We start from the raw sequence: 24,210 nt of genomic DNA on the forward strand, positions 1-24,210 counted from the left end.
TTAAGCTGACCTGGGCTGCCGCCGCTGATGGCCTCGAAGCTAACGACGCTGACGGAGAGGCATTCAGCTTCACAACTGTTAAGGCATAAGGCTTAACAAGGCGAACGTCGCGAAAGTCATGCCGAGGTCGCTCGGCATCGGCTGAACCTAGCAAAACAAAAGTCCCCGAAGTTAAATGCTTTGGGGACTTCTTGTTTTTTTTAGAAAGATCACCGTCTGGAATGCGAGTTTTTAGGGCGTTTGAAATTTTCCTAATTATCCACAAAATGCTCGGTTTGTGGACTTTTGGTGAAGTACAGAAATCTGACGATTGTGTCAAGAGAAAAATTTTTTAAGAATTAGCCGTTTTCTAGGAGGTCGTTTGCTAAATACTTCGGAGATAGATTGTCAATCCCGTACATGCCTTGTTCAATCTGCTTTGCCAAGTTGCTTGTATAGTACAGGGCCATTGCATCTCTTAAAGGTATGTTCTTCAATGCGGCAACTTCCTTGATGATATCTTCCTCAAGGTTCTCGCGATATAAGGCTGTGAGGATTTTGTTATCCATCTACTTTTACCTCATAGCTTCGATTGAATTTTAAAAGAGAATCAATTGCAAGCTGTGTCACAAAACAGATCTGGTTGTTTTGTTGAAAATAGCGAAGCTCGGCTAAAGTTTTTTCTTTGTCCCATAGACCACGAAAGTACATGTCAATCGTCTTGAACACATCATCGTCAGCCACATTCCCGCAAATGATGTCAAAAGTCTGATTAAGATTTTCACCACGGCGACAGGCGCAAACGAAATCTAGCCACTTTTCATCAGCGGAATCAAAGTTTAGGCTTTTTAAAGGTTCAAAAGATTCACTCATGTCATAGACGTTTACGAAAGCTTTTTCACCATAACGAAGAGCCTTGCGCTTTGCCCATTTTTCGGCTTGTTTCTGAAATGTGGTGACATAAAACCCTTCGCCGAAATCAAGATATTTTTTAGAAAAACCGATTTGCGGTTTTTCAATGATTTTTGTGGAACCATGATAGACTATCATACGGCAACCCCGCGTTCACGAGCAAAGTCTGTCAGTTCAGCCGTGACAGCTTCGGATCCCATCGTGTGTAATGTGTCGTAACAGGGGATTAAATAGTCGTCTAGAATTTTCGTATCGTTCAAAACTGCATAAACCTCCGCTGGAGTTTTTCCCCAGGCAGAGGCCAACTTATGAATGACAAAAACAGAGAATTCTAGTTCCTTTGCGGTACACATATCTCATAAGATAACAAAAAATAAAATGAAAAAGGAGTGGGCTTTGGATATGAAAGGGCTTGAAAATAAAAAATCCCCGATGCCGGTGAGAGGCGTCGGGGAGGGGGCTTGTGATTATGGGACTGGGTGCTTAATTCCTAGAGCTTCATTCAGGCTGCCGGTGCGGTAGCCTTTTTCGTCGAGACGAACTTCTGCGAAGCCGAGGTTTTTGAGAGTCTGGATGATAAGTTCTTGATTTGTTTTAAACAGATTGAATTGCTCGGGGAGAAGTTCGATGGAAGCAGTAAGGGAGGTTGCGGGGGAGGCCTCGCGGCAGCGCACTCTGTATTGCACGAAACCTAAATCCTGCAGGAATTTTTCGGCGGTTTCGACCAACTGCAATTTTAGTCTTGTAATGATTTGACCGTAGGGTATGCGGCTGGCGAGGCAGGCGAATGAGGGCTTGCTTGCGGTGGGGAGGTTAAGTTCCCGGGAGAGTTCGCGGATTTCTGCCTTGGTGAGGCAGGCTTCTCGCAGGGGGCTCTTGACGGAAAGTTCTGCGATGGCTTTCATGCCGGGGCGGTAATCCCCTTCGTCGTCCTTATTGCTGCCTTCGCAGACGACGAAGTTTACGCTCTGATTCTTTAACTCTGCGTATGATTTTGCTGAGTTTTCGTTCTCGCTGGAGAGACCTGCGCCGAACATTTTGCGGGCGGTTTCGATGACGGCAGAAAAAATTTGCCTTTTGCAGATGTAGCAGCGGTTAGGCGGATTTTCTGCGAATCCCGGCACGGACATTTCGTCGTGAATGATGAATTGGTGGCGAATATTTTCGCGTTTGCAGAATGCTTCCGCTTCGTCCATTTCTGCGGCGGGAACCAGATGGGATTTTACCGTAATGGCGATGGCGTTATCGCCTAAGGTATTGTGAGCTACTTTCAGAAGGAACGTGGAGTCTACGCCGCTGGAATAGGCTATGGCCACTTTGCCATAGCTGCGGAGAATTTCCTGAAGACGTTCTTTCTTTTCTTGTAGATTCATGAGACCCTTTTTTGCGACTTTTAAGAACTGCGCGGGCTGCAAGTTGTGTGTAGGCTGCGATTTATAAAAACGTTGCTGATACTTTAAACTTTAGAATTTTGCGTTTGCCTTGGCGGCGTCGGAAACTTCGCGGTAGGTGACGCCTGCTTGGTCTGCAACTTTCTTGACGCTATCGAACTCCGGCTTGTACTTCACAATGTCGCCCAGCTCACATTTCTTGACGGTGACGGTTCCGTAAGGTGTTGCAATGTCTGCGAAACTGCGGTTCATGCAGGTGCGGCTTACGGGATAACGCCTGAGGCCAACTGTCGTTGTGTGGCGGAAGATGGCGGTTTCTACCTGGGGCATCTTTTCGCTATCGGTCAGGACTCGCAGGATCACTGCGGGGCGGTTCTTCTTCATGTAGCAGGGAACGTAATGAACGTCTCTTGCGCCGGCTTCAAAAATCTTTTCCATGGCGAGCCCCAATTCCTCGGGACTTTGATCATCGATGTTGCATTCAATCATGAAAATATTTTCGCCATCTGCGTCGCGAACTTCAACATCTTCAATAATCTGTGCCCGCAGGAAATTGGCTCTTCCGAAATCTCGCTTTCCAAGGCCGATGCCTGTCTTTAAAATCTTGTACTGTTCCGGAAGCTTTTCGCTGGTGCGTAGTGCGGCCACAACGCCGATGCCTGTGGGGGTGACCATCTCGCCCTTGGTGTCGGTAACGTGGAGGGCAATGCCTGCGGCTTCTGCAATGCTTGCCACAGCGGGAACGGGAATGGGGAGCATTCCGTGTTGAGTTTGCACAAATCCGAAGCCTTCGTTAAGCCCTGTCACCACGCACTTTTCAATGCCAAAATTTTCTCGCAGGTCGTCAACAAGAACGGCCACCGCCATAATGTCGACGATGGAATCGATGGCACCAACTTCGTGGAAGTGAACGTCCTCTACTGCGACACCGTGGGCTTTGGCTTCGGCCTCGGCGATAATGCGGAAAATTTTCTTGGAGATGTCCAGGGCGTTGCTAGAAAATGCGGGTGCGGCAGGATTGTGTTCTGCGCAATGTCCAGCAGCATGTTCTAGAATGTGGTAAACTTCTGCCAGGTGGCGGTGCTCATGGTGATGACCATGTTCGTGATGATACCCTTCGCAATGATCATGATGGTGCTCGTGATTATGCTCGTGGTGATATTCCACGTAACCTTCTTCGTGAGCATCTATGTGGTCGGCGCTTTCTTCACCGTGATGGGTGTGGACATGAACATCAAAGTTCATCCCTGCGATGCTGTAGGAATTGCCCCTTTCAATATGACAATGCATTCCTTCCAGGTGCATGGCATGAATGGCGGACTCCAGTCTTTCGCGGGATGCGCCTAAGTCCAGCAAGGCGGCAACGGTCATGTCTCCGCTGATACCACAAGATCCATCAAGATAAAGATATTTCATAATTCTTCAAGTCCGCGGCGCTCTCAGTCGCATTGAAATTTTTGATTCGTCTGTGTTTTACTTTTTGATGCGTAACATTCTCACTGCACTGACGGCGGCGCCATAACCGTTGTCGATGTTCACTACGGAAACCCCTTCTGCGCATGTGTTCAGCATGGTCAAAAGCGGGCTCAGTCCGTTGAAGGATGCTCCGTAGCCAACAGAGGTTGGAACTGCAATCACGGGGGCTTTTGTAAGTCCTGCGATAACGCCTGCCAATGCGCCTTCCATGCCTGCGACAGCAATAATGACATCGGCCTTGCGGATTTCATCCATCTTTGAAAGAAGTCGGTGAATGCCTGCGATGCCTACGTCAAAGTGGCGCTCAACCTTGGCTCCGAAAAATTCTGCGGTCTGGGCGGCTTCTTCGGCGATGGGCAAGTCGGCGGTTCCTGCACAACATACGGCTACGGAATCTTTAAGTGAACGGCCTGCTCTCGCGACTTTCGCATTCGCAGATCTTTTTGCGGTCCTCTTAACCTTCATGGTCAAGATTCTGGAAGTCTCGTCGTAACGAATTGCCGGTGCGTCCGTAGCCCCGCTTTTACCAGGCGTGCCATTCAACATTTCTTGTACAAAATTAGCTTGTTCCTTAGTGCATTTTGTCCCCAGTACAGAACACCCGTTTTTGACGAAGGTTTCAAGAATCTTTAACAGCTGTTCCTTAGTCTTGCCGGGGCAGAAAATGGCCTCGCTGGTACCGGTTCGGTTCTCGCGGCTTACATCCAGCTTTGCAAAACCGATATCGTCAAACTTTTCATCTTTCATACCCTAAATATACAATCTAGAGTTTACTCTAACACAAGAGATAAAAAATCTTTTTTGCATAAAATGATTTTTTTCGGTCCTACTACCTAGTAGAATAAAGTCTAATAAAATGTTTGTCGCAAATGTAATTGGGTGCTATGAGGCTACCCCTAACTATGAAAAATTGGGCTATGGAAATAACTATATTTTTCATATTGCAATTTGACATTCTTCCGTGGCTCATAGTTGATTGATCATGAAAAAAATACTACTAATCATTACTTGCTTGTTTTTGTGGAATTGCGGAAATTGTGGTCACGCCAAGAGTTATTATATATTTGTGGAGAAAAGATCGAAAATAGTCAAGTTCGACAGTACCTTTGTGAAGGTTGCCGATATTACTGGGGGAAACATAGACCTGAATTCGGAGGGAATTTTGGAAAGGTACTTTGAAATGATCCAAGTTTATTTGGATAGTACCAAATATGGAAAGACTCTCCCCAAAAAAGTAACGGGGACGTTTTTTAAAGGGCAAGAAGAAGTTGTAATTGATTCTGCAAATATCTACACTAGGGAGACTGTCCTTGGAGCGGGAATATTTGTACAGCAAAAAATTATCGGAGATGAAACTCGATTGAAATTGGTAATCTACAAAGATAATGAAGATTCTGAGCCTTTGATTTTGGAGTTCGATATTGAGCAAAACAGTTGGAAGGAAAGACGTTCTAGCTGCCTTGCTGAATATCTTCGATTATAATGCTTATTTTAACTTTTGGTGTATCGTAGATGATGGGTCTAACCTAATTTTTTGAGGGTTTAGACTTTTTTTTAGAAAAAGTTCTTGCATTAGAGTTGACTCTAGGTATTATATTTCAAGTGATAAATATTTTAATACAGGAGTACTTATGTGCTGTTTTGTTGCCCCCATGGCTGAAGCCATCGTTACCACCGTCACCACCATCGTTTTGGAACACACGGACAAGTCCGCCAAGCAGGCTGGTGAACTTCAGGTTGCCACCAAAAAGCAGACGGTCTGCAAGAATCTGAAGGTCCTTTCCAAGATGCTCTGGGGCGGTTCTGTTCTGTTGGCTTTTGAACATGTCTGGCACGGTGAACTGCAGGCTTTCTATCCGTTTTTGACAGCGGCTTCTAGCCCCGAAGCCATGAGCCAGATGTGGCATGAAATCGCTACCGTAGGTACGTCCATGGCGGGCCTCGTAACTGTCGCTTGGGGTGCCCTCATGGTTGTTCGCAGCAAGTTCCATAAGGCTGTTCCTGCAGAAGTTGAGGCTCACAAGTAATGACTTTGCTCATAACCATTTTTGCAGCGATTTTCTGCACCGCCCTTTGGTACCGCGATGTTGAGAACAAGATGCATCTTTCTCCCTTGTGCTACATGTACTGGGGCGCATCTCTCATGTGGTTCGTGGATGCCATTTTTGAATATGCAGAACTTCGCGCTGAATTTTTCACCCCGGCTGCAGGCGACATGCTGAATGACGCTTTCCTGGGTTTCTCTGCCGTGGCATTTGGCCTGGTGATTTGGCTTGCCATGCTCCTCATTAAAGACCCCAAGGGTCGTTTCCATAAGGTGGCTTAAATGGACCGTCGTGATTTTATAAAGACTGTAGGTTCCGCTGCACTCATTAGCGCCATGGCTACACCCGTTTTTGGTAAGCCCAAGAACCAGGAAGTGAAGGAAGCCGGCAAGGATGTTTCCAACGTTTACTTCACCAAGGATCTTTCTGCCGAAGGCCTCATCAAGTTGTACAACAAGGTGAACCAGAATATTTCTGGCAAGGTGGCTATCAAGGTTCATACAGGCGAAAAGAACGGCCCCAACATTTTGCCCCGCGAATGGGTGAAGGCAGTGCAGGCCCTGATTCCCAATTCCAACATTGTGGAAACCAACACCTACTACCATCCCAGCGACCGCGATACTACCGAAAAGCATCGCGAGACTTTGAAGGTAAACGGCTGGACTTTCTGCCCCGTGGACATCATGGACGAAGAAGGTACGGTGATGCTCCCTGTTCCTGGCGGCAAGCACTTTAAGGAAATGAGCATGGGCGGCCATATCGTGAATTACGATTCCATGGTGGTGCTGACCCACTTCAAGGGCCATACCATGGGTGGTTTCGGCGGTTCCCTCAAGAACATCGCCATCGGCTGTGCCGACGCCAATGTGGGCAAGAAGATGATTCACGAAAAGATGGAAGATCCGGATTACAATGCAAAGCCGGAACTTTACCCCAAGTGGAGCAACAGCGGCAAGCGCTTCATGGAAGCCATGGCTGAATCCGGCAAGGCAACCGTCAATCACTTTAAGGGCAAGATGTGCTTTATCAATGTGCTGCGCCGTATGTCCGTGGACTGCGACTGTGCTGGCGTTGGCGCTGCTGAACCCACTTGCCGCGACATCGGTATCCTTGCTTCCACCGATATTCTCGCTGTGGACCAGGCCAGCGTAGACATGGTTTACAAGCTGCCCATTGGCGAACTGAAGGATATCAAGGAACGTATCGAAACTCGCGAAGGCTTGCATCAGCTCCCTGCCATGGAAGCTCTGAAGATGGGCAACCGCAAGTATCGTATTATTGAGCTCTAATAAGAAGGCCGTTATGGATCGTCGTGATTTTCTGAAGGCTTCTGCGGGTGCCGTTGCTGTGGCTGGTCTTGCAAGTGCTGCAAACGCCGCTAACGCTGCTCCCGCGAAAAACTCCAAGGAGGACAAGGTGTCTACCGTCTATTTTACCAAGGATCTCAGTGCCGCTGGCGTTCTGAAACTTTACGAAAAGGTGAAGCAGAACATCTCTGGCAAGGTGGCCATCAAGCTCCACACTGGCGAACCTAACGGCCCGAACATTATTCCTCGCGAATGGGACGAAGCCTTGCAGAAGGCTATTCCTAACAGCACTATCGTAGAGACCAACACTCTTTACCAGGGTGGACGTTATACTACTGCAGACCACCGCAAGGCTCTTGAAGTCAATGGCTTTACCAAGTTCACGGTCGTCGACATTATGGACGAAGATGGCGAAACTCCCATTCCTGTGAAGGACGGTTACTGGCTCAAGGAATTGCATGTAGGTAAGCACATGCTGAACTACGATTCCATGGTGGTGTTTACCCATTTCAAGGGTCATGCCATGGGTGGTTTCGGCGGCTCCATGAAAAACATTGCCATCGGTTGTGCAGGCGGTCAGATTGGTAAGCGTGAAGTCCACTTGAATACATCCGATGTAAATTCTTCTGCCGATTGGATTATGGGCGCCAAGTTCATGGAACTGATGGGCGACTCCGCCAAGGCAACCTGCGATCATTTCAAGGGCAAAATGTGCTTCATCAACGTGCTGCGCCGTATGTCCGTGGACTGCGACTGTGCAGGCACCAGTGCTGCAGAACCTACCTGCCGCGATATCGGTATCCTTGCATCTACCGACATTCTTGCAGTGGACCAGGCTAGCATCGACATGGTGTACAAGCTTCCGCCTAAGGAACTTGCCGACCTGAAGGAACGTATTGAAAGTCGCGAAGGCTTGCATCAGCTTGACGCTATGGAACACCATAAGATGGGTTCTCGTAAGTACAAGTTGGTGGAAGTTTTGTAACTTTCCATTGAACGGAAATTTTTATAAAGCGTTGAGGTTCCCATGTCTCTTGGAATTCCAGAAATCATCCTGATTGTTGTTGTGGTTTTGCTGCTGTTCGGTGGCAAGCGCATTCCTGAACTGGCCCGCTCTCTTGGCCGTGCCCAGCACGAATACAAGAAGGCAAAGGACGCCCTGAAGGAAGAAGCTGAAGACCTGCAGAAAACTGTGGAAAAAGTCGGCGAAGCTGAAGCGAAAAAGGAACAGGGCTAAAGCCCTTTGAGGTCGCTTCGCTTTGAGCTGTGAGGGACGGAGGCTTTGCCTCCTTGAGGTGGAAAAAATGAACCTCAAAGGCGAGAATCGCCGGCCTCATACCTCAAAGGTGCGTAGCACCGAGCTCATACCTACATGAAAAAAGAAGATCAGGAACAGACGTTGGTCTCTCACTTGGAGGCCTTGCGTACGGCGCTGATTCACTGTTTTGTAGCGCTAGGCATCGGGATTATCCCGATGTTTTTGTTGTCGTCCTATGTTCTTGACTGGTTCAGCGCAGAACTTGTGGCCCAGAGCGGCGCCACACTCCATTACTTTTCCCCAATGGAAGTATTCCTGCTGCAGCTAAAAATCGCGGCACTTATGGATTGCATCATCTGTTCTCCGTACATTGCCTGGAACTTGTGGAAGTTCGTGCTGCCGGGCCTTTACGAAAATGAGCGGAAGTTTGTCCGTTCTATTGTGTGGATGACCAGCGGGCTTTTTATTTCGGGCGTGGTGTTCTGCCTGGGAATTTGCTTCCCGCTGGTGGTGCGCTTCGGCATGAGTTTCGAAAGCGAAACCCTGCAGCCGATTTTTGGCGTAGAAAACATCGTTACCTTGGCGCTGTGGCTTTCCCTTGCATTTGGATGTATGTTCCAGTTCCCGCTGGTGACGTACGCCTTGATTCGTTCCGGCGTTGTCTATTACGAAACTGTTTGCCACGCCCGCCCTTATGTGGTTGTAGCAATCCTTTTACTGGCGGCACTGCTGACTCCTCCGGATATTATCAGCCAGCTGATTCTGGGCGCTCCCACTTACTTGCTTTTCGAAGCAGGCCTGCTTGCCGCACGAAAGTATAAAGGCGAACAGTTCAAGGAGTGTGGCGAAGAAAATTCTCCTATCCGTGTGGAACCGAAAACTCAGGAATCGCGCAGCACCCAAGATTCCCAGGATGATGTAGACTTTACGAAGGCATCTTCTCCGTATCAAGTTGGAACTGAACGGAACGCCAACGACTGGAAACCATTTTAAAATTGAGGTAACAAAATGAAAGTTTTATTGATTAACGGAAGTCCCCGCAAGAATGGCAACACTTTTACCGCTTTGAACGAGGCGGCGGAACAATTGAAGAAGAACGGCATCGAAAGCGAAATCGTATGGATCGGCAATAAGGCTGTTCGCGGTTGCATCGCCTGCAACGTCTGCAAGACCAAGGGTAATTGCCGCTGTGCCTTTGACGAAGACATCTGTAACGAAGTCATCGCCAAGATGGAAACCAGCGACGCTCTGATTGTGGGTTCTCCTGTTTACTGGGGCCAGCCCAACGGTTCCGTACTTTCCCTGATCCAGCGCATGGCTTACGCTGCCGGCGCTCATTTCCAGGGCAAGCCCGCCGCCGCTGTTTGCTGCTGCCGCCGCGGTGGTGCAACTGCTGCGTTCCAGACTTTGCAAATGCCATTCCAGATGCTGAACATGCCTGTCGTTACTTCCCAGTACTGGAACATCGCCTACGGCCGTGCCGAAGCGGAATCCGCCCAGGATACAGAAGGCATGCAGACCATGCGCACTCTGGCAAACAACATGGCATTCATGCTGAAGAAGTTCGCCACCGGCACCGCCGAAAAACCAGCCAAAGAAGATTGGCAGCCCATGAACTTTGTGCGATAAGATTCAACTTTTCGCCCTAGCACATAGATTCATTTTTTGAAAAGTCACCCGCTGAAAATGCGAGGCGATTTTTTTGCGTCTTACCCCTTGACCTTGAGTTAACTCTAGATGTTATATTGGAGGGTATGAAAAAGCTTTTACTGAAAATCCTGCCAATCTTTATTCTTGCAAATATGACTTACGCTCAGAAGCCCATCGATACCCATTCACACATGATTCCGAAATCCTATCGTGATTATCTGGTAAAACATGACGCCCTTCTTGATGAAGATTTTCCCATTCCCCAGTGGAGTCTTGAAAAGCATATCAAGTTTATGGATGCCGCCGGCATACAGACTTCCGTTTTAACATTGCCTGCGCCGCAACCTTGGCTTGGTGACAGCGTTGAAAGCGCTCAGCTGATCCGCAAAATAAATGAGGAAATGGCTGAAGTGAAGGCTATACATAAAGGCCGATTCCTTTTCTGTGTCACCTTGCCATTGCCTGATGTCGATGCAGCTATTCGCGAAGCCATTTATGCTCTTGACACCTTGCACGCCGATGGCGTTTAGCTAGCCTCTAATAGCCGCGGGCTTTATTTGGGAGATCCCGCGCTTGACCCACTTATGAAGGTGCTGAATGAACGTGGGGCGGTTATCATTTCCCACCCTCACAAGCCTTCTGCCGTAAATAAGGAATTGACTTCTGTTGTGCCGCTGGCTTCCTACGAATATCTGGCGGAAACCTCTCGGGCGGTGTTGAATATGGTGGGCCACAACATTACGGTTCGGTTCCCGAAGTTGAAAATCGTGGTGCCCCACTGCGGTTCTTTCTTGCCGCTGGCCGTGCCTCGCATGCAAAGCCTGATGCCCGTCATGAATAACGTTGGGTATTTGAAGGGCGTTGATATTGCCAAGAATTTGGAAGCTTTCTACTACGATTTGGCAGGGGCTGCAACTCCAGAAACCATTCGTGAACTTTTGACAATTACCACCCCCGACCATCTGCTTTATGGAACGGATTATCCCTACGTCGCAGAACCGGTTCTGATAAAGAACTTGTCTATTCTAAAGAAAAACCTGCAAGAAATTGTTCCTCAAAATGTAGAACAGGTCCTGTACAAAAATGCGCAGAGTTTGTTTGGGGAATAATTGATTTTTATTTGATATTCTGGTTCGGTTTCATCTCTTTAAATCCGAACAACATCTTCGGATGTTTTTCGTTTTCGTTATACATAAAAGTTATAAAAGCGAAGGAATATTCCAATTTGACACAAAGTGACAGCAGAAATGGATTATATTTAGGTTGTGCACAGTGTTTTTGACATAATTCCAGCAGACTTCTTCACAATTCTTGGTCGTCGCAACCCCAACAGGGCTGTATATTCAGAACTTTTACTGAAAATATATGGTCTTTTTGAAGATGAAATTTCGTATAGAATCGCGCGTGATATCGTCCGTGATATGATTGCTGCTTTCTTACTAGAAAACCATATTGAAATCAAGGAAGATGATTCTTCAGTGTCTCCTGTAGAATCTGATTGGAATGGTAACGCTAATTTTATTATTCGGCGTTTTGTGGATGCTGGTTGGCTAGAAGAAGAAACTGACGATTCCTCCTTGGAAAAGACCATTGTGATGACGGATAACGGTCTTGCCTTGGCTCAATTTATTGAAAATCTAAAGAATCCTGTTCGCTCTGAATTTTCAGTTTCCATCTACACAATTTATAATACTTTGGAGCATTGGGCTCAAGGCGAACAAAATCCTTATAAATTGATTTTGACCCCCGTGTATGAAGAAGCTCGCAAACTATCTTCGGCTCTGAAGAAACTCGCTACGTCCATAAAAAAAATTATTGAAGGAATGCTCCGTGAAGGAACCCTGGTCAGTTTGACTGAAAATATTATCAAATATTGCGATGGGGACTTTATTAAGGAATATTCTCGTCTTGTTCAGCAACAAAATATCCATCTCTATCGTGAGAAAATATCCAGACGGTTAGAAGAATTTAAAGGTCTTGGTTATTTTGGATCTCTTACCCAAAGTGTCATGGATGAAGACGGTTGCACAAGAGCCTTTGCTGAAGAAAAAGTTTTAAGGATGCTTGATAGCACCAGACGTTTTCTCCATGACGATTACAACAAGATTATGAAACGCATTAAGGATCAGATTAATGCGTATATCAAGATTGCCGTTGCTCGTGAACGAATTCTTCGAAATAAAGGCCGGGATAATCGTGGAAATGTTGAAGAAACGGTTCGCTATTTGGTCCAGAATCTAGAAGACGACAAACTGAACAAGATAGATGATGAAATTCAGTATCTCTTCCATATTCATGATTATGAATTTATAGACAGATCATCGCTGCACTATCCGCATAAAAACCAAAGTGCTCAATCGAATATTGAGACTGACCTTGTCGAAATGAGTGTAGAAGAGCGTGAACGTCAAAAAATTCAATTGCAGAAGGAATCGCATAATCCGTATTCCAAGGAATTAATGGCGAAATTCCTAGAAAAGCAATCAATTAATGGAAAGATTGACAGTTCTAATCTTCGATTGAATGAAAAAAAAGATGTTCTTGCGTCTATGGCAGCTGTGACTTACGCTCGCGATAATGGTTATTTGGTAGAAACCGACGAAGATTTTATTGAATCAGAAGAATTTAAGGTTCGACATTGGAGGGCAAAGAAAAATGTCAACAATTAATGAAATGTGGGATGACCTTACTTCCTCGGAACAATTATTGTTCAAAAAATGTTGCCGCCGTCTTTTGAAAGAAACCTTCATTGTCCGCGATATGGATGAAGATAACCGCAAGATGTTCTTCTTTGTTAAATCGAATGAAGGACTATTCTCGGATTATCTTAACTTGATTGGCTTTGATATTATTGTGAAGGATAATGGGGTTGTGATGCTCCAAAATGACAGCTCCGATGTTGTTGTTTCAAAGCAAAAATTCAATAAATTCCAGAGCATCATTCTTTGCTGTTTGTGGACCTTGTATATGGACAAGATTCAATCAGGATCACTTTCCAAGCAAATTACGACGACTTTCCCAGAACTGAATGCGGAATTGGAGAAGTTTGAGTTTAAGGGTGCTTTTGATATTAAGAGCAATCTTAAAACAGCGTTGCAACTTTTTGCAAGATATAATTTGATTTTTGTCAATTGGAATGCTGCGGATAATGAACGTGTGATTGTTCTTTATCCGTCGATTCAATTCGCTTTAGATGAATCTGAATTCGCCACATTTGTCGCTGGTGTTCGCGAAAAAATGTTGAATGCCGGTCCTCAAAACGAAGATGTTGTAGAAGATAACTTTGATGCAGAAGGGGAGGAGGAATAATCATGGAATTCCGTAAAACCGCAAAGAAACTTCTTCTATTAAACTGGTCTTGTTTTCAGAATGTTTGCATTGAATTAGGTAGTTCAACCCTATTTACGGGTGTTAATGGCACAGGAAAGACTACAATTCTTGATGCCATGTCTTATTTGTTGTTTGCAAATACTCAGTTTAATCGTGCTGCCGATGACAAAGAACGAACGGTAAATGCTTATATCCATGGCGACCGTAAGACAAATGGTTCTGATCGATATCTTAGAAAAGATGCCGTTGTCAGTTATATTGTCATGGAATTCAATTCTCCTACAGAAGGCGATTTTGTCGTTGGAGTGAATATTGAATCCCGGTCTGCACAGGATTCTGCGGAATCAAAATGGTTTATCTTCCAGAATGCTAAAATCGAGGATTTTAACTTTAGATCTGTTGAAAATGGAAGATTAAGCATTGCTAGCGGAAAGAATCTTATTAGAAAGGGGATTCCTGTAAAGGCTTCGGAGATGCTTGGCCGAGAAAAGGCCAAACCTGCAATTGCAAGAGCTTTAGGCCTTCGAATAAGTGATGGAGACTTTAAGAAGTACGTCGAAAAAATCTTAAAGATGATGGCTTTCAAGCCGGAAAAGAATGTTGAAAAGTTTGTGAAGGACTCTGTACTCGTTCAGAACGACGTTAACTCTTTGCAGTCTTTAAGAGAACAGAAAAACCATTATACTGAAGCACTTCAAATGCTGGAGAATAACAAAAAACGTAAGGAACTTCTAGAAAAAATTGAAGTTGCAACTACGGCTTACGAAAAACAGTTGAAATACATGAATATTCGTAAGATGATGTATAGCTATCAGTATCTTCAGAAAGATAAACAGGATTTGGAAAAGCGCGAGCTTCTGTCGAAGACGCTAGTACTTGAACAGGGACAATTGGAGTCACAGAAGAAAACTGTTGAAACTGAATTAGAAACCGTACGCGAAAGTCGTACTAAAGTTAAGGATTCCAATAGAACCCTTAGTGATTCGCTAGGTAGTAAAAATGAAGAGTTGAAGAAGTGCAAAGAAAAGATTAAGGAATGTGAAACCTCTATTGCGGCTCTAAAAAATCTTCAGGTTGCCATTACACAATTGCTTCCTCAAATTGAAAATGACATTTCGGTTTCTAAAGAATCTCAAGAAATACTTAAGAATCTAGCGGAAGATGGAATTGATGCTTCTGAAAAGCAGACTCAATTTATTGAATTAGGAAATCAAATTCAAACTGTTAGTGAAGAGTATACTGCAAATAAGGTTCGTTTAGAAGATAGAAGAGATGAGTGTAAGAAAACTCTTGCTGAGATTGAACGGAATATCAAGGATTTGCAGGCTAAGAAAGTTATTTTCCCAAAAGATGCTGAAAATGCAAAATGCTCTATCCAGGAAGAATTTAACAGCCGCTCCATAAAGTCTGAAGTTCGCTTTTTTGCCGAATTAGTGGAGGAAATCAAGGATGAAAGCTGGCGCTTGGCTATTGAAACGTTCCTTGGCCGTAAACGTTATTTCTTGATTGTTGATGACGAATATTGCGATGTCGCTCTGAGAATCCTTAAAGAAAAAAAACTCACAAATGCAAATGTGGTTTTGTCTGATAAAATTCCGGATAGTGACATTGAAAAAGATTCTGCTGCAGAAATTCTTGAAATCAAGAATAAAGCGGCTCGAAAGTACGCCAATTATTTGCTGAATGGAATTCATCTTTGCCATACCATCGAAGAACTTCATGATTACCCAAAGGGTGGATTAATGAAAGACGGCATGCTAGCAAAGAGTTATGCAGCATCTATGATGAAAATTAATGATGTTGATCCTTGTTTAGGCGAAAAAGCTGTTGAAATACTTTTGAAAAAAAGAGAGAGTGAAAGGGAACAGCACTTTGCAAAGTTGCGTAATCTTACTGAGCAAATCAACGAATTAAGCGATTTGCTACGCTTGTGTGGTAACATTGAGTGGGATCCCGATGAATATGATTTCGAGGCTGTAGAAAAAATAAGGCTATTGAATGGTAGACTTGGACAGATTGTAAATGAAATCGAAATTCTTAAGAATAGCCCAGAAATGCTACGCGCTATGCAAGAAATTGAAATGGCAGAGAAGAAAGTCGATGAATTCGATCGTGAAAGGTCGCGTTTAGAAAGAGATTTGGGAAAGAACGAGTCTTCCCAAAATAACAATGCTCTGGCAATTCGAAATTTGATTCAAAGCATAGACATGAAGACGGCTGACTATCAAAAGCTTGTACAAGAAAATCTCGAACTAGAACAGGAAATGCTTAACCAGTATGATCAGATGAGGAAACAGCAAAACAATTTTTTAGTCATTGCTGAGAAGACGGTGAAAAATGCAGTATCTGATTTGAATGATAAAGAAAAAACTCTTGAAAACATTCAACTTGAATACAATAAACTTGCTGGAAAGGATTTGAACGAACGTGGTGTTGCTTACATCTGGTTCTATCGTGAAGAATATCGCGATATTGCCAATGCAAAACTTGATGAGGCAAAAAACAAGCTTGAAGACGCCTCCACAAAGCTCCGCAATGCATTTCTCCATGATTTTATTGCAGAATTAAAGGAAAATATCGAAAAAGCTAGAGAGGAAATTGATATTATCAATAAGGAACTGAAGAAGATTCCTTTTGGTATTGATTTTTATCAATTCAAAATGGAAGAAAGACCAGACCGAAAAATTTTCTTTGATATTTGTAATAATCTTGAAAGCTATATCAATCAGGATTTTTTCAATCCGATGAAGGTTTCTCAGGATAAGTTTAACGCAGATGTGCAGAAATTCCTAGACGATATTCTACAACAAGGTTCTGATGAAATGGAATATTCTGACTATAGAAACTATTTTGTTTATGACATGAGCATCCGACGTAAAAATGGGGAAGAGATGGACCTTTCTCAGAAGCAAGGCTCTGCAAGTGGTGGCGAAAAGCAAACTCCGTACTTCATTATTCTTGCCGCCAGCTTGATGCAGTTCTATCCCAAGGAAAAAAATTGTGCTCGTGTAGCGTTCATTGATGAAGCTTTCTCCGCCCTGTCAAAGGAACGTATTGAGCAGATGGTGAAATTCCTGGAGGAAAATCATTTCCAAGTATTCTATGCTGCACCTCCAGAAAAAATAGACAGTATCGGTAGCCATATTGATAATACGGTGGCTTTGTATTCTGATGGTAAATACACCTATGCAGAAGAAGGTATCAGGAAGTCTGCGGTATGAATTTAAACAAGCGACAAAAACTTGTTCTTGATAAGCTTTTAAAAAAGTATGAGAACAGTAAAAGCTATAAAGGTGAGAATTCTGTTCGTCAGTCTTTTGCTGTAGAACCATCTAAGATCTTTGAGAAATATGAAGATGATTTTGCTGATCTTGATGAAGTTAGGAACTTTGAGCAAGAGGTTGCGGGGCTTCAGCAGTCTGGTTTGATAGATATCTTTTATAAAGATAATCATATTGCCAAGATCATTGCTATTGACGAAGAAAATGTCTGGAATCAACTCAGAAATATTCTTGGTGTAAAGGAGAAAAAGATTCTTTTACAGGAATCCTTAGATTTTTACACATCATGCCTTGACAAACATGCTGTTATAAAAAACTTTTGCGATGTTCAAATTGAACGAATCAATCAAGGTAAGAAAGAATTATACCCACTTGAATCAGTAAAGATTATTGTAGCGTTCCTTGATTATATCTTAAATAACCAGCAAGAAATTCTTGAACGAGAGCTTTCCATAGAAGTTGCTCATGATTCGAAAGTGTGGGAAAAGTCTTATAGATCACAAGTATGCAAGATATTACGAGAGAGCGGATGTTTTGATGAACTAGCCTCTCAGGAATCGGAAATCAAAGAATTTGAAAAGAAAATCCTGGAAGAATTAAACGTCTATCCAAATCCTTCATATGTGCATTTTAAAGGTAATGCGAAGATTATCTTTGATAATGGGGATATTATAAGCGTTTTACGAGATAGACCGCTTGCGTTGCCGTCTACGATTCTGAACTCAATAACAAAGATTGAAATTTTTGAAAAAAAGTTGATGACGGTTGAAAATTTAACGTCGTTCAATCGTGTCCAACATGATAATTCTTTCTTCGTGTATTTGAGTGGCTACCATAATACTGCAAAACGAAAATTTATTCAGCTAATTAAAAATCAAAATGAAACATTGGAATTCTACCACTTTGGTGATATAGATCCCGATGGACTTTTGATATTAGAAAATCTTAAGTACAAAACAGGTATTGACTTTCAACCATTCTGTATGGGCGTTGAACAGCTCAAGAAATACGAAAGGTATTGTAAGACGCTTGTAGAGAACGATACAGTTAAAGCGGACGGCCTGATTAAATCCGGAAAGTATGTTGAAACAGTTCAGTATATGTTGGATAACAATGTAAAGTTGGAACAAGAAATCATCAGTTGGAATGAAAAGTAACAATGGAAAATCGCTAAAGAATACTACTTTATTTGTGTTGGCGATTGTTCTAGCTGAAACTAGCAAAGCCTTGACCGTCTTGCTTGAAACAAATAAAATAGGTATATTTCTGCGATATGAAAGAAACTGAGAATGTGAAAGCCTATTATTATTTTGATGAGGCAGGGGATCCAAATATTCTGGGTCATCATGGGGTGAACCTTGTTGAAAGTGGAGTTGCAAGCAAGGTTTTTATGGTAGGTTACCTAGAAACAAAGAATCCTAAGGGACTAACCAAGTCTTTAAACGCTTTGCATAAAGAAATTTGTGAAGATGAACTTTTACGGGAAATTCCTTCTATGGAAAAAACAAAAGTCGCTTTTCATGCGGCAAAGGATTGCCCTGAAGTTCGCGATAGGGTTTTCCGTTTGCTTAAAAATCTGGATTTTACCTATTATTGTGTAGTCCTCCAAAAAAGGGAGGAATTCTTCAGAAAGCGTTTTGAATTCAAGAATACAGAAATTTACAAGTACGCGGTTAAAAATCTGCTTGAAAATCGTTTGCACCTATATTCTGAAATTGACTGTTATTTTTCTTCATTGGGAAATGTTGTTCGCAAGGACACTATGCAAAGCGCCATTGATTCTGCAATTGATGCTTTCAGCAGCAAATGGCATTACGAGAACAAAAATTCAATAAGGATTTTTATTCAGCAAGCGTCAGAAATACCTTTGCTGCAGGCATCCGACTATGTTCTTTGGACCATTCAGCGTGTTTATGAAAAAAAAGAATATCGATTCTATAATTACTTGAAAGATAAAATCAAGATTGTCCACGACATTCTTGATTTCAAGTATTATTCTTCTAAGAATCCCATGGTAAAATAAAAAATGGACCCTTGTATAAGGCTAGGTTTCTTTCGAAACGCATGGCATGAAGCCCGCTTTCACCTTATTAGGACCCAATAACTGTAATCTAACAAAATTTTAGTTAAAAGTCAACCCCGAAGAATTCATGATTCGGCTGAACAAGAATGAATTCGACGAACTGGTCGCAAAATGCGATCGGTATCGCCGCTGAGCTAGCCAGATTCTCCACGATGTTCTTGATTTCAAGTACTACACTTCCTTAATCACTTTCGCAGGAACGCCGCCTACCACCGTGTTGGGGGCGACGTTTTTGTTTACTACGGCTCCTGCCGCGACAATGGCGCCGTCGCCGATGGTGACGCCCGGAAGAATGGTGGCGTTGGAACCGATCCACACGTTTTTTCCGATGTGGATGGGCTTGGGGTACATATCTCCGCGGTGTTCGGGTTCGGGGGCGTGATTCAATGTGGCGAGAACGACGTTGTGACCGATGAGGGCTCCGTCGTCAATGGTGATGCCTCCGTGATCCTGAAATTTGCAGCCTGCGTTAATGAATACCCGTTTGCCGATTTTGATGTTTCTACCGCAGTCCGTATTGAAGGGCGGGAACAGCCCGAAAGATTCATCGACAGGCTCGCCGATCAGTTTCGAAAATAGCTTGCGGATTTCAGCGGGCTCGTGATAGCCTGTGTTGATTTCCGCAGTGATTTTCAAGGCCCGCTGGGACATTTCGTGCATAAGCAAATGGGTTTCACTTCCGGCGATGATTCGCGCGCCGGAGGCCATGACCTTCTTGAATTCTTCCAGAGTCATTAGACCTTAGATCCCTTCTTGTAGGCTTCGGCGAGAGCAATCTTGTTGCTTGCGGTTTCCTTGGGCTCGGAGGCGCTGGCGAAAACAGTTCCCTTCAGCTTGACATTGTCGAAACAGGCAATCCAACCCTTGATTCCGTTTATGGCGTTCTTCGGGGTGGTCTTTTCATTTTCTGCGGCGGTGGCTAGCAGGTAGATTTCGCGGAACTTGTATTCGCTAATGTAAAGGGAATTAGCGCGGTCCAGCATGGTTTTCAGCTGACCGCACATTTCGTAGTAATAGATGGGCGTTGCGAAGGCGATGACTTCGGCGTTCTTCATCTTTTCGGTGATTTCGTTGGCGTCGTCCTTGATGACGCACTTGCCCTTCTTTTGGCAGGCGAGGCAACCGCGGCAAAATGCAATGTTCTTTCCCTGCAGGGAAATGTATTCCACTTCGTTGCCGGCGTCCTTTGCACCCTTGGCAAATTCCTTGGCCAGAATGTCGGAGTTGCTTCCTTTGCGGAGGCTGGAAGAAATAACGAGAACCTTTTTCATTTGCGTGTCTCCATAAAAAATGCTGAGCGAATTAAAGACTTTGGATTGTGATTTTCTTGGCGCCGGATTTCAGGGCGTCCTTTAAACCGTCAGGATTTTCGAATGCTCCGATGTCGCTGTAGCTGTAGCCTGGATTGCTGAAGGTCTCGTAGAAAAAGACGAGGCAGTCGGAACCATAAACCTTGATGTCGCCTTTCTTGATAGAGTCGGGAACGAAGCTTGTTGTCTTGAAACCGGAATCCAAATAGACATAGTATTCGTTGCCGTGGAGTTCCGTCATGGAAATTGTCAGGGGAAGTTTTTCCTTGAAACTTTGCGCGGTGGCGTTGACTGCTAGGGTGGCAATGAATTCCTGGGAGCCGATGGTGATTTTGATTTTGTTCATTTCGACAACCGAAACCTCATTTGAACCTTGTTCCGCGTTTGACCCGGAATCGGCGCAGGCATATAAAGGCAGAAGCAATAGACCTGCAAAAATAAAATTCAACAAATTTTTCATGTTACAAATATAGCGCGGTTTTGTTGAAATAGCAAATACTTTGATTTTATATACTGTTATGCCTAAAAAGCATAGCAAAGCATAAAAATTAAGTATTTGCTTATTGTGTTTTTTGGTTCTAAATTGTATCTTGCAAAAACATCTTCATAGGATTGAAAATGAATTTCAAGAAATCTTCCTTAGGTAAAATCGTTACCGCTGCCGCAGTAATCTCTGTGGCAACCGCTTTCACCGCCTGCTGCGACAAGAGCGACGCAAACCAGGCTTCCGCAAAGGCTGCAAACGCAACTATCAGCTACTCCGCAAACGAGACCGCTATGGCACAGAACGAAAAATTGGAACTAACTCAAGAATGGGACAAGGTTTTCCCCAAGAGCGAAAAGGTGGATCATAAGAAGGTGACCTTCACTAACAATTTCGGCATCACCTTGGCTGCCGATATGTACATCCCGAAGGATGCAAGCCTTGCTGCAAATGGCAAGTTCCCGGCCATCGCTGTTTCTGGCCCCTTCGGCGCAGTGAAGGAACAGTCCAGCGGTCTTTACGCACAGACCATGGCAGAAAAGGGCTACTTGACCATCGCATTTGACCCCAGCTTTACTGGCGAAAGCAGCGGCATGCCCCGCCGCGTGGCTTCTCCGGACATTAACACCGAAGACTTCATGGCCGCTGTAGATTTTCTCGGCGCTCAGGAAAATGTGGATGCTGAACGCATCGGCATTATCGGTATTTGCGGTTGGGGTGGCATCGCCCTGAACGCTGCTGCCGCTGACACCCGCATCAAGGCAACTGTGGCAAGCACCATGTATGACATGACCCGCGTGGGCGGCAACGGTTACTTCGATTCTGGCGACAATGAAGAAGTTCGCTATGAAGGCCGCAAGGCTCTCGCAGCCCAGCGTGTAAAGGATCGTGCTGCTGGCTCCTACCTGCGTGCCGGTGGCGTTGTGGACCCGCTTCCGGATGATGCACCCTACTTCGTGAAGGATTACTACGCTTACTACAAGACTCCTCGCGGTTACCACAAGCGTTCTGGCAATTCCAACGATGGTTGGAATGCAACAGGCACCCAGGCTTATGCCAACGCCCGATTCCTCCGTTACACCAACGAAATTCGCTCCGCAGTTCTCGTGATGCACGGCGACAAGGCTCATTCCTTCTACTTCGGAAAGGACGCTTACAAGTACATGGTTGAAGGCAATCCCGCCGCAGGCATCAAGGCAAACCCGAATCCTTCCAACAAGGAACTTTTGGTAATTCCTGGCGCATCTCACGTGGATCTTTACGACAATATGGAAAAGATTCCCTTTGCAAAGCTTGACGAATTCTTCAAGACCAACTTGAAGTAATTAGCGGGTTGCTGCGACTGAAATACGCAATAAAGACTGCGCCTATGATGGCGTGGTCTTTTTGCTATTGGATTGGTGACGGAATGCAAAAGGTTTTTACAGTGCCTTGATTTCTTCGGGAGTGAGGCCCGTTCGCTTGGCGATTGCCTCTAACGGAAAACCATCATCACGGAATCCCTTGGCGAGTTCGCGCTTTTCTTCGTCGCGCCCCTGGGAAAGACCTTCTTCTTTTCCCTGCAGGTAGGAGCCCTGCTTTTCGTAAAGCATGTCTGTCATGTTATCTACCTCCAGGAGTAAAAGTTCATCGGTGTACCCCACAAAAGATACATCTTTTGCGAAGTCTTCGTCAAGGAGATTTCCCGCTTTTTCCTCGTCGATGGTCTTGTCTTCCAACACATCGCGAAAGAGCCGCAGCATTTCTGCGCGGGGCGACACATCACGGGCTTCCCGGCGATTTTCTTCTTGCAGACGGTCGTCCATGCGGAAAAACTTCGACATTTCCACAAGAAATACATCAATCTTCTTGAATGGATATTTACGGTTCCGCATTACCTGGCACTGATGAAAATAAGTGTCAGGCTCCAGCGGGAACTGGTCATCCACAAGCAGAGAAAGCACATAGATATGCGGCAGCTCGTAACTCTTGTTTTTCTTCACCTGGTTATTCACGATGCGAGAAGTGTAATAAACCAGACGGTCCATGAACAGGGTGTTGAAATTCTGCTGCACCTCGATGACCACGGGTTCATTCGCCTGATTGTATCCGTAAATGTCAAAAATGTTGGTCTTGTTGTCCATTACGCCGGGCTGTTCCTGGACGCCCAGGGTGAACTTCGTAATCGACTTGTTCCCAGTGAGCCCGAGCATGGCGTTCAAAAACTTGATCGTTCGCTCCGGCTTGCCTTCGCTCGCCATCAGCATCTTAAAAATGCCATCGCTGAACGGATAGACATTCCTATAGATTTCACGATACTTGGGGAGATTCTCAGGATGTTCCTTGAGATCGCGGGCCATGGCCCAGAATTGGCTTCTATTCATTCTTCCTCCGGTCGCTACATGCTAAAAAAGCGACGGCTTGATTAGTGTTCTTTTGTTCACTACTAAATTTATACAAAAGTTTGGACGGTGTCAAGGCGGTGGCGCAAAAAAATTTCACTTTGCAAACTATAGGCGACAGGGGGCGATGTTTTGGGCGTTGCCCTGGCGGGCCGGCCCTCTTGCGCTATCGACTCGCGATGCGAGTCGTTCGTTCAGCCTCGCGCGACCTGCAACTGCACAAGGCAAGCGCCGCGCGAGTCCGACCCCATGCGGGCTGCGGGGCCTAACGCAAAAGCGATGTGGAACCGACAGGGATGTTTTTCTTGAAGGCTTTCATGTCGGCTTCCGTCGGAGTGTCTATGCAAATCTTGCGCTGTTGATGGATGCCGATTTTGCAGTCATCACGAGCAAATTTTCCTTGCTGTTTTTTTAGACATATCGACCTCAATAGTTGTATAACGCAAAGCAGTCTCTGTCTAGGCTCCGATTGAATTATTCAACCATCACACAGCGTACAGAAACACCCGATGATTTATCTTGGTTTGCCATATCAATTCCCGGCTTATCATCATCTTTCCACATCGAATTACTTTTAGCTCTATAAGCATATTGTGCATTTTCTATAGGATAGAACCAATATGTACTTGTATTCAAACCATTAAATTCGCCATTTTTCCTTAAACCAGCACCAATCAAGGTGTATCCACTATAATTCAAGCCACCAAAGAATGTTGCCCGAAGATCAGAAACACCATTTTTATTACCATCAGCATGCACAATCACATATATATCATCATAAGTTAAAAGTCTCCATCCATCCGGGCAAATCCCACGATGTTTTTCTTGAATCAGATGACCGCAACTCTTGGTATTACAACTATCGTTGAACCCCATCATTTCGGCCCACTGGTAAAGTCCACCATAAGTCAAACAAATAGCAGTATCGTTATTATAGCAGTATTTTTCAATTTTAGATTCGTTAGACTGATTCAACGTTCCATCAATCATTTCGCCAATATTCAAGTTTTCAGCCATAACGGTAACGGAAGCGCGTTCACCTTTTTGATTTTCCCCTGCAATAGTCAAATACTTGTAAACACGATGGTTTCTATCGTCTTCAAACTCACTATATGAGAGACTTGGATTAAAGTACTCCCCTTTTACAATACTGCTTGACGATTGAGTAACATTTGAACTAGAACTTGATTGTTTCACAGAAGAACTGCTGCTAGATTTGATACTTGATGACGAGTTCACCGAGGAACTGGACTTAGCCGAGCTGCTGCTGGATTTTACCGAGGAACTACTAGATTCCCGATCGGGGTCGGAAATGACAGAAGA

General features: G+C 44.6%; 25 protein-coding genes and 1 pseudogene. 15 read left to right on the forward strand and 11 right to left on the reverse strand.

The features are described from left to right. Nucleotides 1-338: 338 nt before the first annotated feature. From B7992_RS13910 to larB, 6 genes are all read right to left on the reverse strand, one after another. Complete coding sequence (locus tag B7992_RS13910; protein WP_073283337.1) at nt 339-548, reverse strand: hypothetical protein; 210 nt, start codon at nt 546-548, stop codon at nt 339-341. Further along, complete coding sequence (locus B7992_RS13915; protein WP_073283334.1) at nt 541-1,029, reverse strand: DUF3990 domain-containing protein; 489 nt, start codon at nt 1,027-1,029, stop codon at nt 541-543. Before B7992_RS13915 ends, B7992_RS13910 begins: the two co-directional genes overlap by 8 nt. Continuing rightward, nucleotides 1,026-1,244: a DUF3791 domain-containing protein gene (locus B7992_RS17460; protein WP_073283332.1), complete on the reverse strand. Its 219-nt coding sequence runs from the start codon at nt 1,242-1,244 to the stop codon at nt 1,026-1,028. The genes B7992_RS13915 and B7992_RS17460 overlap by 4 nt, the downstream gene beginning before the upstream one ends. Before the next feature lie 114 nt (nt 1,245-1,358). Continuing rightward, nucleotides 1,359-2,264, reverse strand: coding sequence for an ATP-dependent sacrificial sulfur transferase LarE (locus B7992_RS13925; RefSeq protein WP_088666565.1), 906 nt, complete (start codon nt 2,262-2,264; stop codon nt 1,359-1,361). A 90-nt stretch (nt 2,265-2,354) separates the two neighbouring features. Next, the gene (gene larC, locus B7992_RS13930; protein WP_088666566.1) at nt 2,355-3,698 is read right to left on the reverse strand and encodes a nickel pincer cofactor biosynthesis protein LarC; all 1,344 of its coding nucleotides are present in this window, start codon (nt 3,696-3,698) and stop codon (nt 2,355-2,357) included. Between the two features lie 57 nt (nt 3,699-3,755). Further along, nucleotides 3,756-4,505: a nickel pincer cofactor biosynthesis protein LarB gene (gene larB, locus B7992_RS13935; protein ID WP_083541899.1), complete on the reverse strand. Its 750-nt coding sequence runs from the start codon at nt 4,503-4,505 to the stop codon at nt 3,756-3,758. A gap of 235 nt (nt 4,506-4,740) precedes the next feature. On the opposite strand from larB, the gene B7992_RS13940 reads away from it, so the two are divergent. The 14 genes and pseudogenes from B7992_RS13940 to B7992_RS14005 all read left to right on the forward strand — a co-directional run bounded on the left by B7992_RS13940 (nt 4,741) and on the right by B7992_RS14005 (nt 18,652). Continuing rightward, nucleotides 4,741-5,241, forward strand: coding sequence for a hypothetical protein (locus tag B7992_RS13940; protein WP_176421952.1), 501 nt, complete (start codon nt 4,741-4,743; stop codon nt 5,239-5,241). 148 nt (nt 5,242-5,389) lie between these two features. Continuing rightward, a complete protein-coding gene (locus tag B7992_RS13945; RefSeq protein WP_088666568.1) occupies nt 5,390-5,785 on the forward strand; it encodes a hypothetical protein in 396 nt (131 codons plus the stop codon). Further along, nucleotides 5,785-6,084 (forward strand): hypothetical protein, encoded by a 300-nt coding sequence (locus B7992_RS13950; RefSeq protein WP_088666569.1) that lies wholly within the window; start codon nt 5,785-5,787, stop codon nt 6,082-6,084. Before B7992_RS13945 ends, B7992_RS13950 begins: the two co-directional genes overlap by 1 nt. After that, nucleotides 6,085-7,092 carry a DUF362 domain-containing protein gene (locus B7992_RS13955; RefSeq protein ID WP_073157449.1) on the forward strand — a complete coding sequence of 336 codons (1,008 nt, stop codon included), beginning with the start codon at nt 6,085-6,087 and terminating at the stop codon, nt 7,090-7,092. It abuts the gene before it with no gap. 13 nt (nt 7,093-7,105) lie between these two features. Beyond that, a complete protein-coding gene (locus tag B7992_RS13960) occupies nt 7,106-8,095 on the forward strand; it encodes a DUF362 domain-containing protein (RefSeq protein ID WP_073233333.1) in 990 nt (329 codons plus the stop codon). A 42-nt stretch (nt 8,096-8,137) separates the two neighbouring features. Next, complete coding sequence (locus B7992_RS13965) at nt 8,138-8,347, forward strand: twin-arginine translocase TatA/TatE family subunit (RefSeq protein WP_073157447.1); 210 nt, start codon at nt 8,138-8,140, stop codon at nt 8,345-8,347. 135 nt (nt 8,348-8,482) lie between these two features. Then, a complete protein-coding gene (tatC, locus tag B7992_RS13970) occupies nt 8,483-9,361 on the forward strand; it encodes a twin-arginine translocase subunit TatC (protein ID WP_088666570.1) in 879 nt (292 codons plus the stop codon). Between the two features lie 15 nt (nt 9,362-9,376). Then, complete coding sequence (locus B7992_RS13975) at nt 9,377-9,997, forward strand: flavodoxin family protein (protein WP_088666571.1); 621 nt, start codon at nt 9,377-9,379, stop codon at nt 9,995-9,997. 173 nt (nt 9,998-10,170) lie between these two features. Continuing rightward, nucleotides 10,171-11,127: pseudogene (locus B7992_RS17225) on the forward strand (amidohydrolase family protein). Nucleotides 11,128-11,283: 156 nt separating this feature from the next. Then, the gene (locus B7992_RS13985; RefSeq protein WP_088666572.1) at nt 11,284-12,687 is read left to right on the forward strand and encodes a Wadjet anti-phage system protein JetA family protein; all 1,404 of its coding nucleotides are present in this window, start codon (nt 11,284-11,286) and stop codon (nt 12,685-12,687) included. After that, complete coding sequence (locus B7992_RS13990; protein ID WP_073161575.1) at nt 12,674-13,327, forward strand: DUF4194 domain-containing protein; 654 nt, start codon at nt 12,674-12,676, stop codon at nt 13,325-13,327. The genes B7992_RS13985 and B7992_RS13990 overlap by 14 nt, the downstream gene beginning before the upstream one ends. A gap of 2 nt (nt 13,328-13,329) precedes the next feature. Further along, nucleotides 13,330-16,569, forward strand: coding sequence for an SbcC/MukB-like Walker B domain-containing protein (locus B7992_RS13995; protein ID WP_088666573.1), 3,240 nt, complete (start codon nt 13,330-13,332; stop codon nt 16,567-16,569). Further along, entirely contained in the window at nt 16,566-17,786 is a 1,221-nt protein-coding gene (locus B7992_RS14000) for a Wadjet anti-phage system protein JetD domain-containing protein (RefSeq protein WP_088666574.1), read from the forward strand. The genes B7992_RS13995 and B7992_RS14000 overlap by 4 nt, the downstream gene beginning before the upstream one ends. Before the next feature lie 116 nt (nt 17,787-17,902). After that, a complete protein-coding gene (locus B7992_RS14005) occupies nt 17,903-18,652 on the forward strand; it encodes a DUF3800 domain-containing protein (protein WP_073161578.1) in 750 nt (249 codons plus the stop codon). 231 nt (nt 18,653-18,883) lie between these two features. Here B7992_RS14005 and B7992_RS17305 read toward each other — a convergent pair whose 3' ends face one another. From B7992_RS17305 to B7992_RS14020, 3 genes are read right to left on the reverse strand one after another with little or no spacing between them, the layout of a single operon-like run. Beyond that, nucleotides 18,884-19,447, reverse strand: coding sequence for a sugar O-acetyltransferase (locus B7992_RS17305; protein ID WP_088666575.1), 564 nt, complete (start codon nt 19,445-19,447; stop codon nt 18,884-18,886). Then, nucleotides 19,447-19,983: a flavodoxin family protein gene (locus tag B7992_RS14015; RefSeq protein WP_073161580.1), complete on the reverse strand. Its 537-nt coding sequence runs from the start codon at nt 19,981-19,983 to the stop codon at nt 19,447-19,449. The genes B7992_RS17305 and B7992_RS14015 overlap by 1 nt, the downstream gene beginning before the upstream one ends. A 31-nt stretch (nt 19,984-20,014) precedes the next feature. Further along, the gene (locus B7992_RS14020; RefSeq protein ID WP_176421953.1) at nt 20,015-20,368 is read right to left on the reverse strand and encodes a cyclophilin-like fold protein; all 354 of its coding nucleotides are present in this window, start codon (nt 20,366-20,368) and stop codon (nt 20,015-20,017) included. A gap of 431 nt (nt 20,369-20,799) precedes the next feature. Here B7992_RS14020 and B7992_RS14025 point away from each other — a divergent pair, with 431 nt between their 5' ends. Next, complete coding sequence (locus tag B7992_RS14025) at nt 20,800-21,831, forward strand: alpha/beta hydrolase (RefSeq protein ID WP_088666580.1); 1,032 nt, start codon at nt 20,800-20,802, stop codon at nt 21,829-21,831. Between the two features lie 96 nt (nt 21,832-21,927). Here B7992_RS14025 and B7992_RS14030 read toward each other — a convergent pair whose 3' ends face one another. Together B7992_RS14030 and B7992_RS14040 are read right to left on the reverse strand one after the other, a co-directional pair. Continuing rightward, on the reverse strand, nt 21,928-22,869 hold the full coding sequence (locus B7992_RS14030; RefSeq protein ID WP_088666577.1) for an Rpn family recombination-promoting nuclease/putative transposase: 942 nt from the start codon (nt 22,867-22,869) through the stop codon (nt 21,928-21,930). 492 nt (nt 22,870-23,361) lie between these two features. Then, nucleotides 23,362-24,210 (reverse strand): FISUMP domain-containing protein (locus tag B7992_RS14040; protein WP_141100478.1); only part of this gene is annotated, 849 nt, incomplete at its 5' end.

Origin of the sequence: Fibrobacter sp. UWH1 (assembly GCF_002210365.1) — a bacterium.
GTDB lineage: Bacteria > Fibrobacterota > Fibrobacteria > Fibrobacterales > Fibrobacteraceae > Fibrobacter.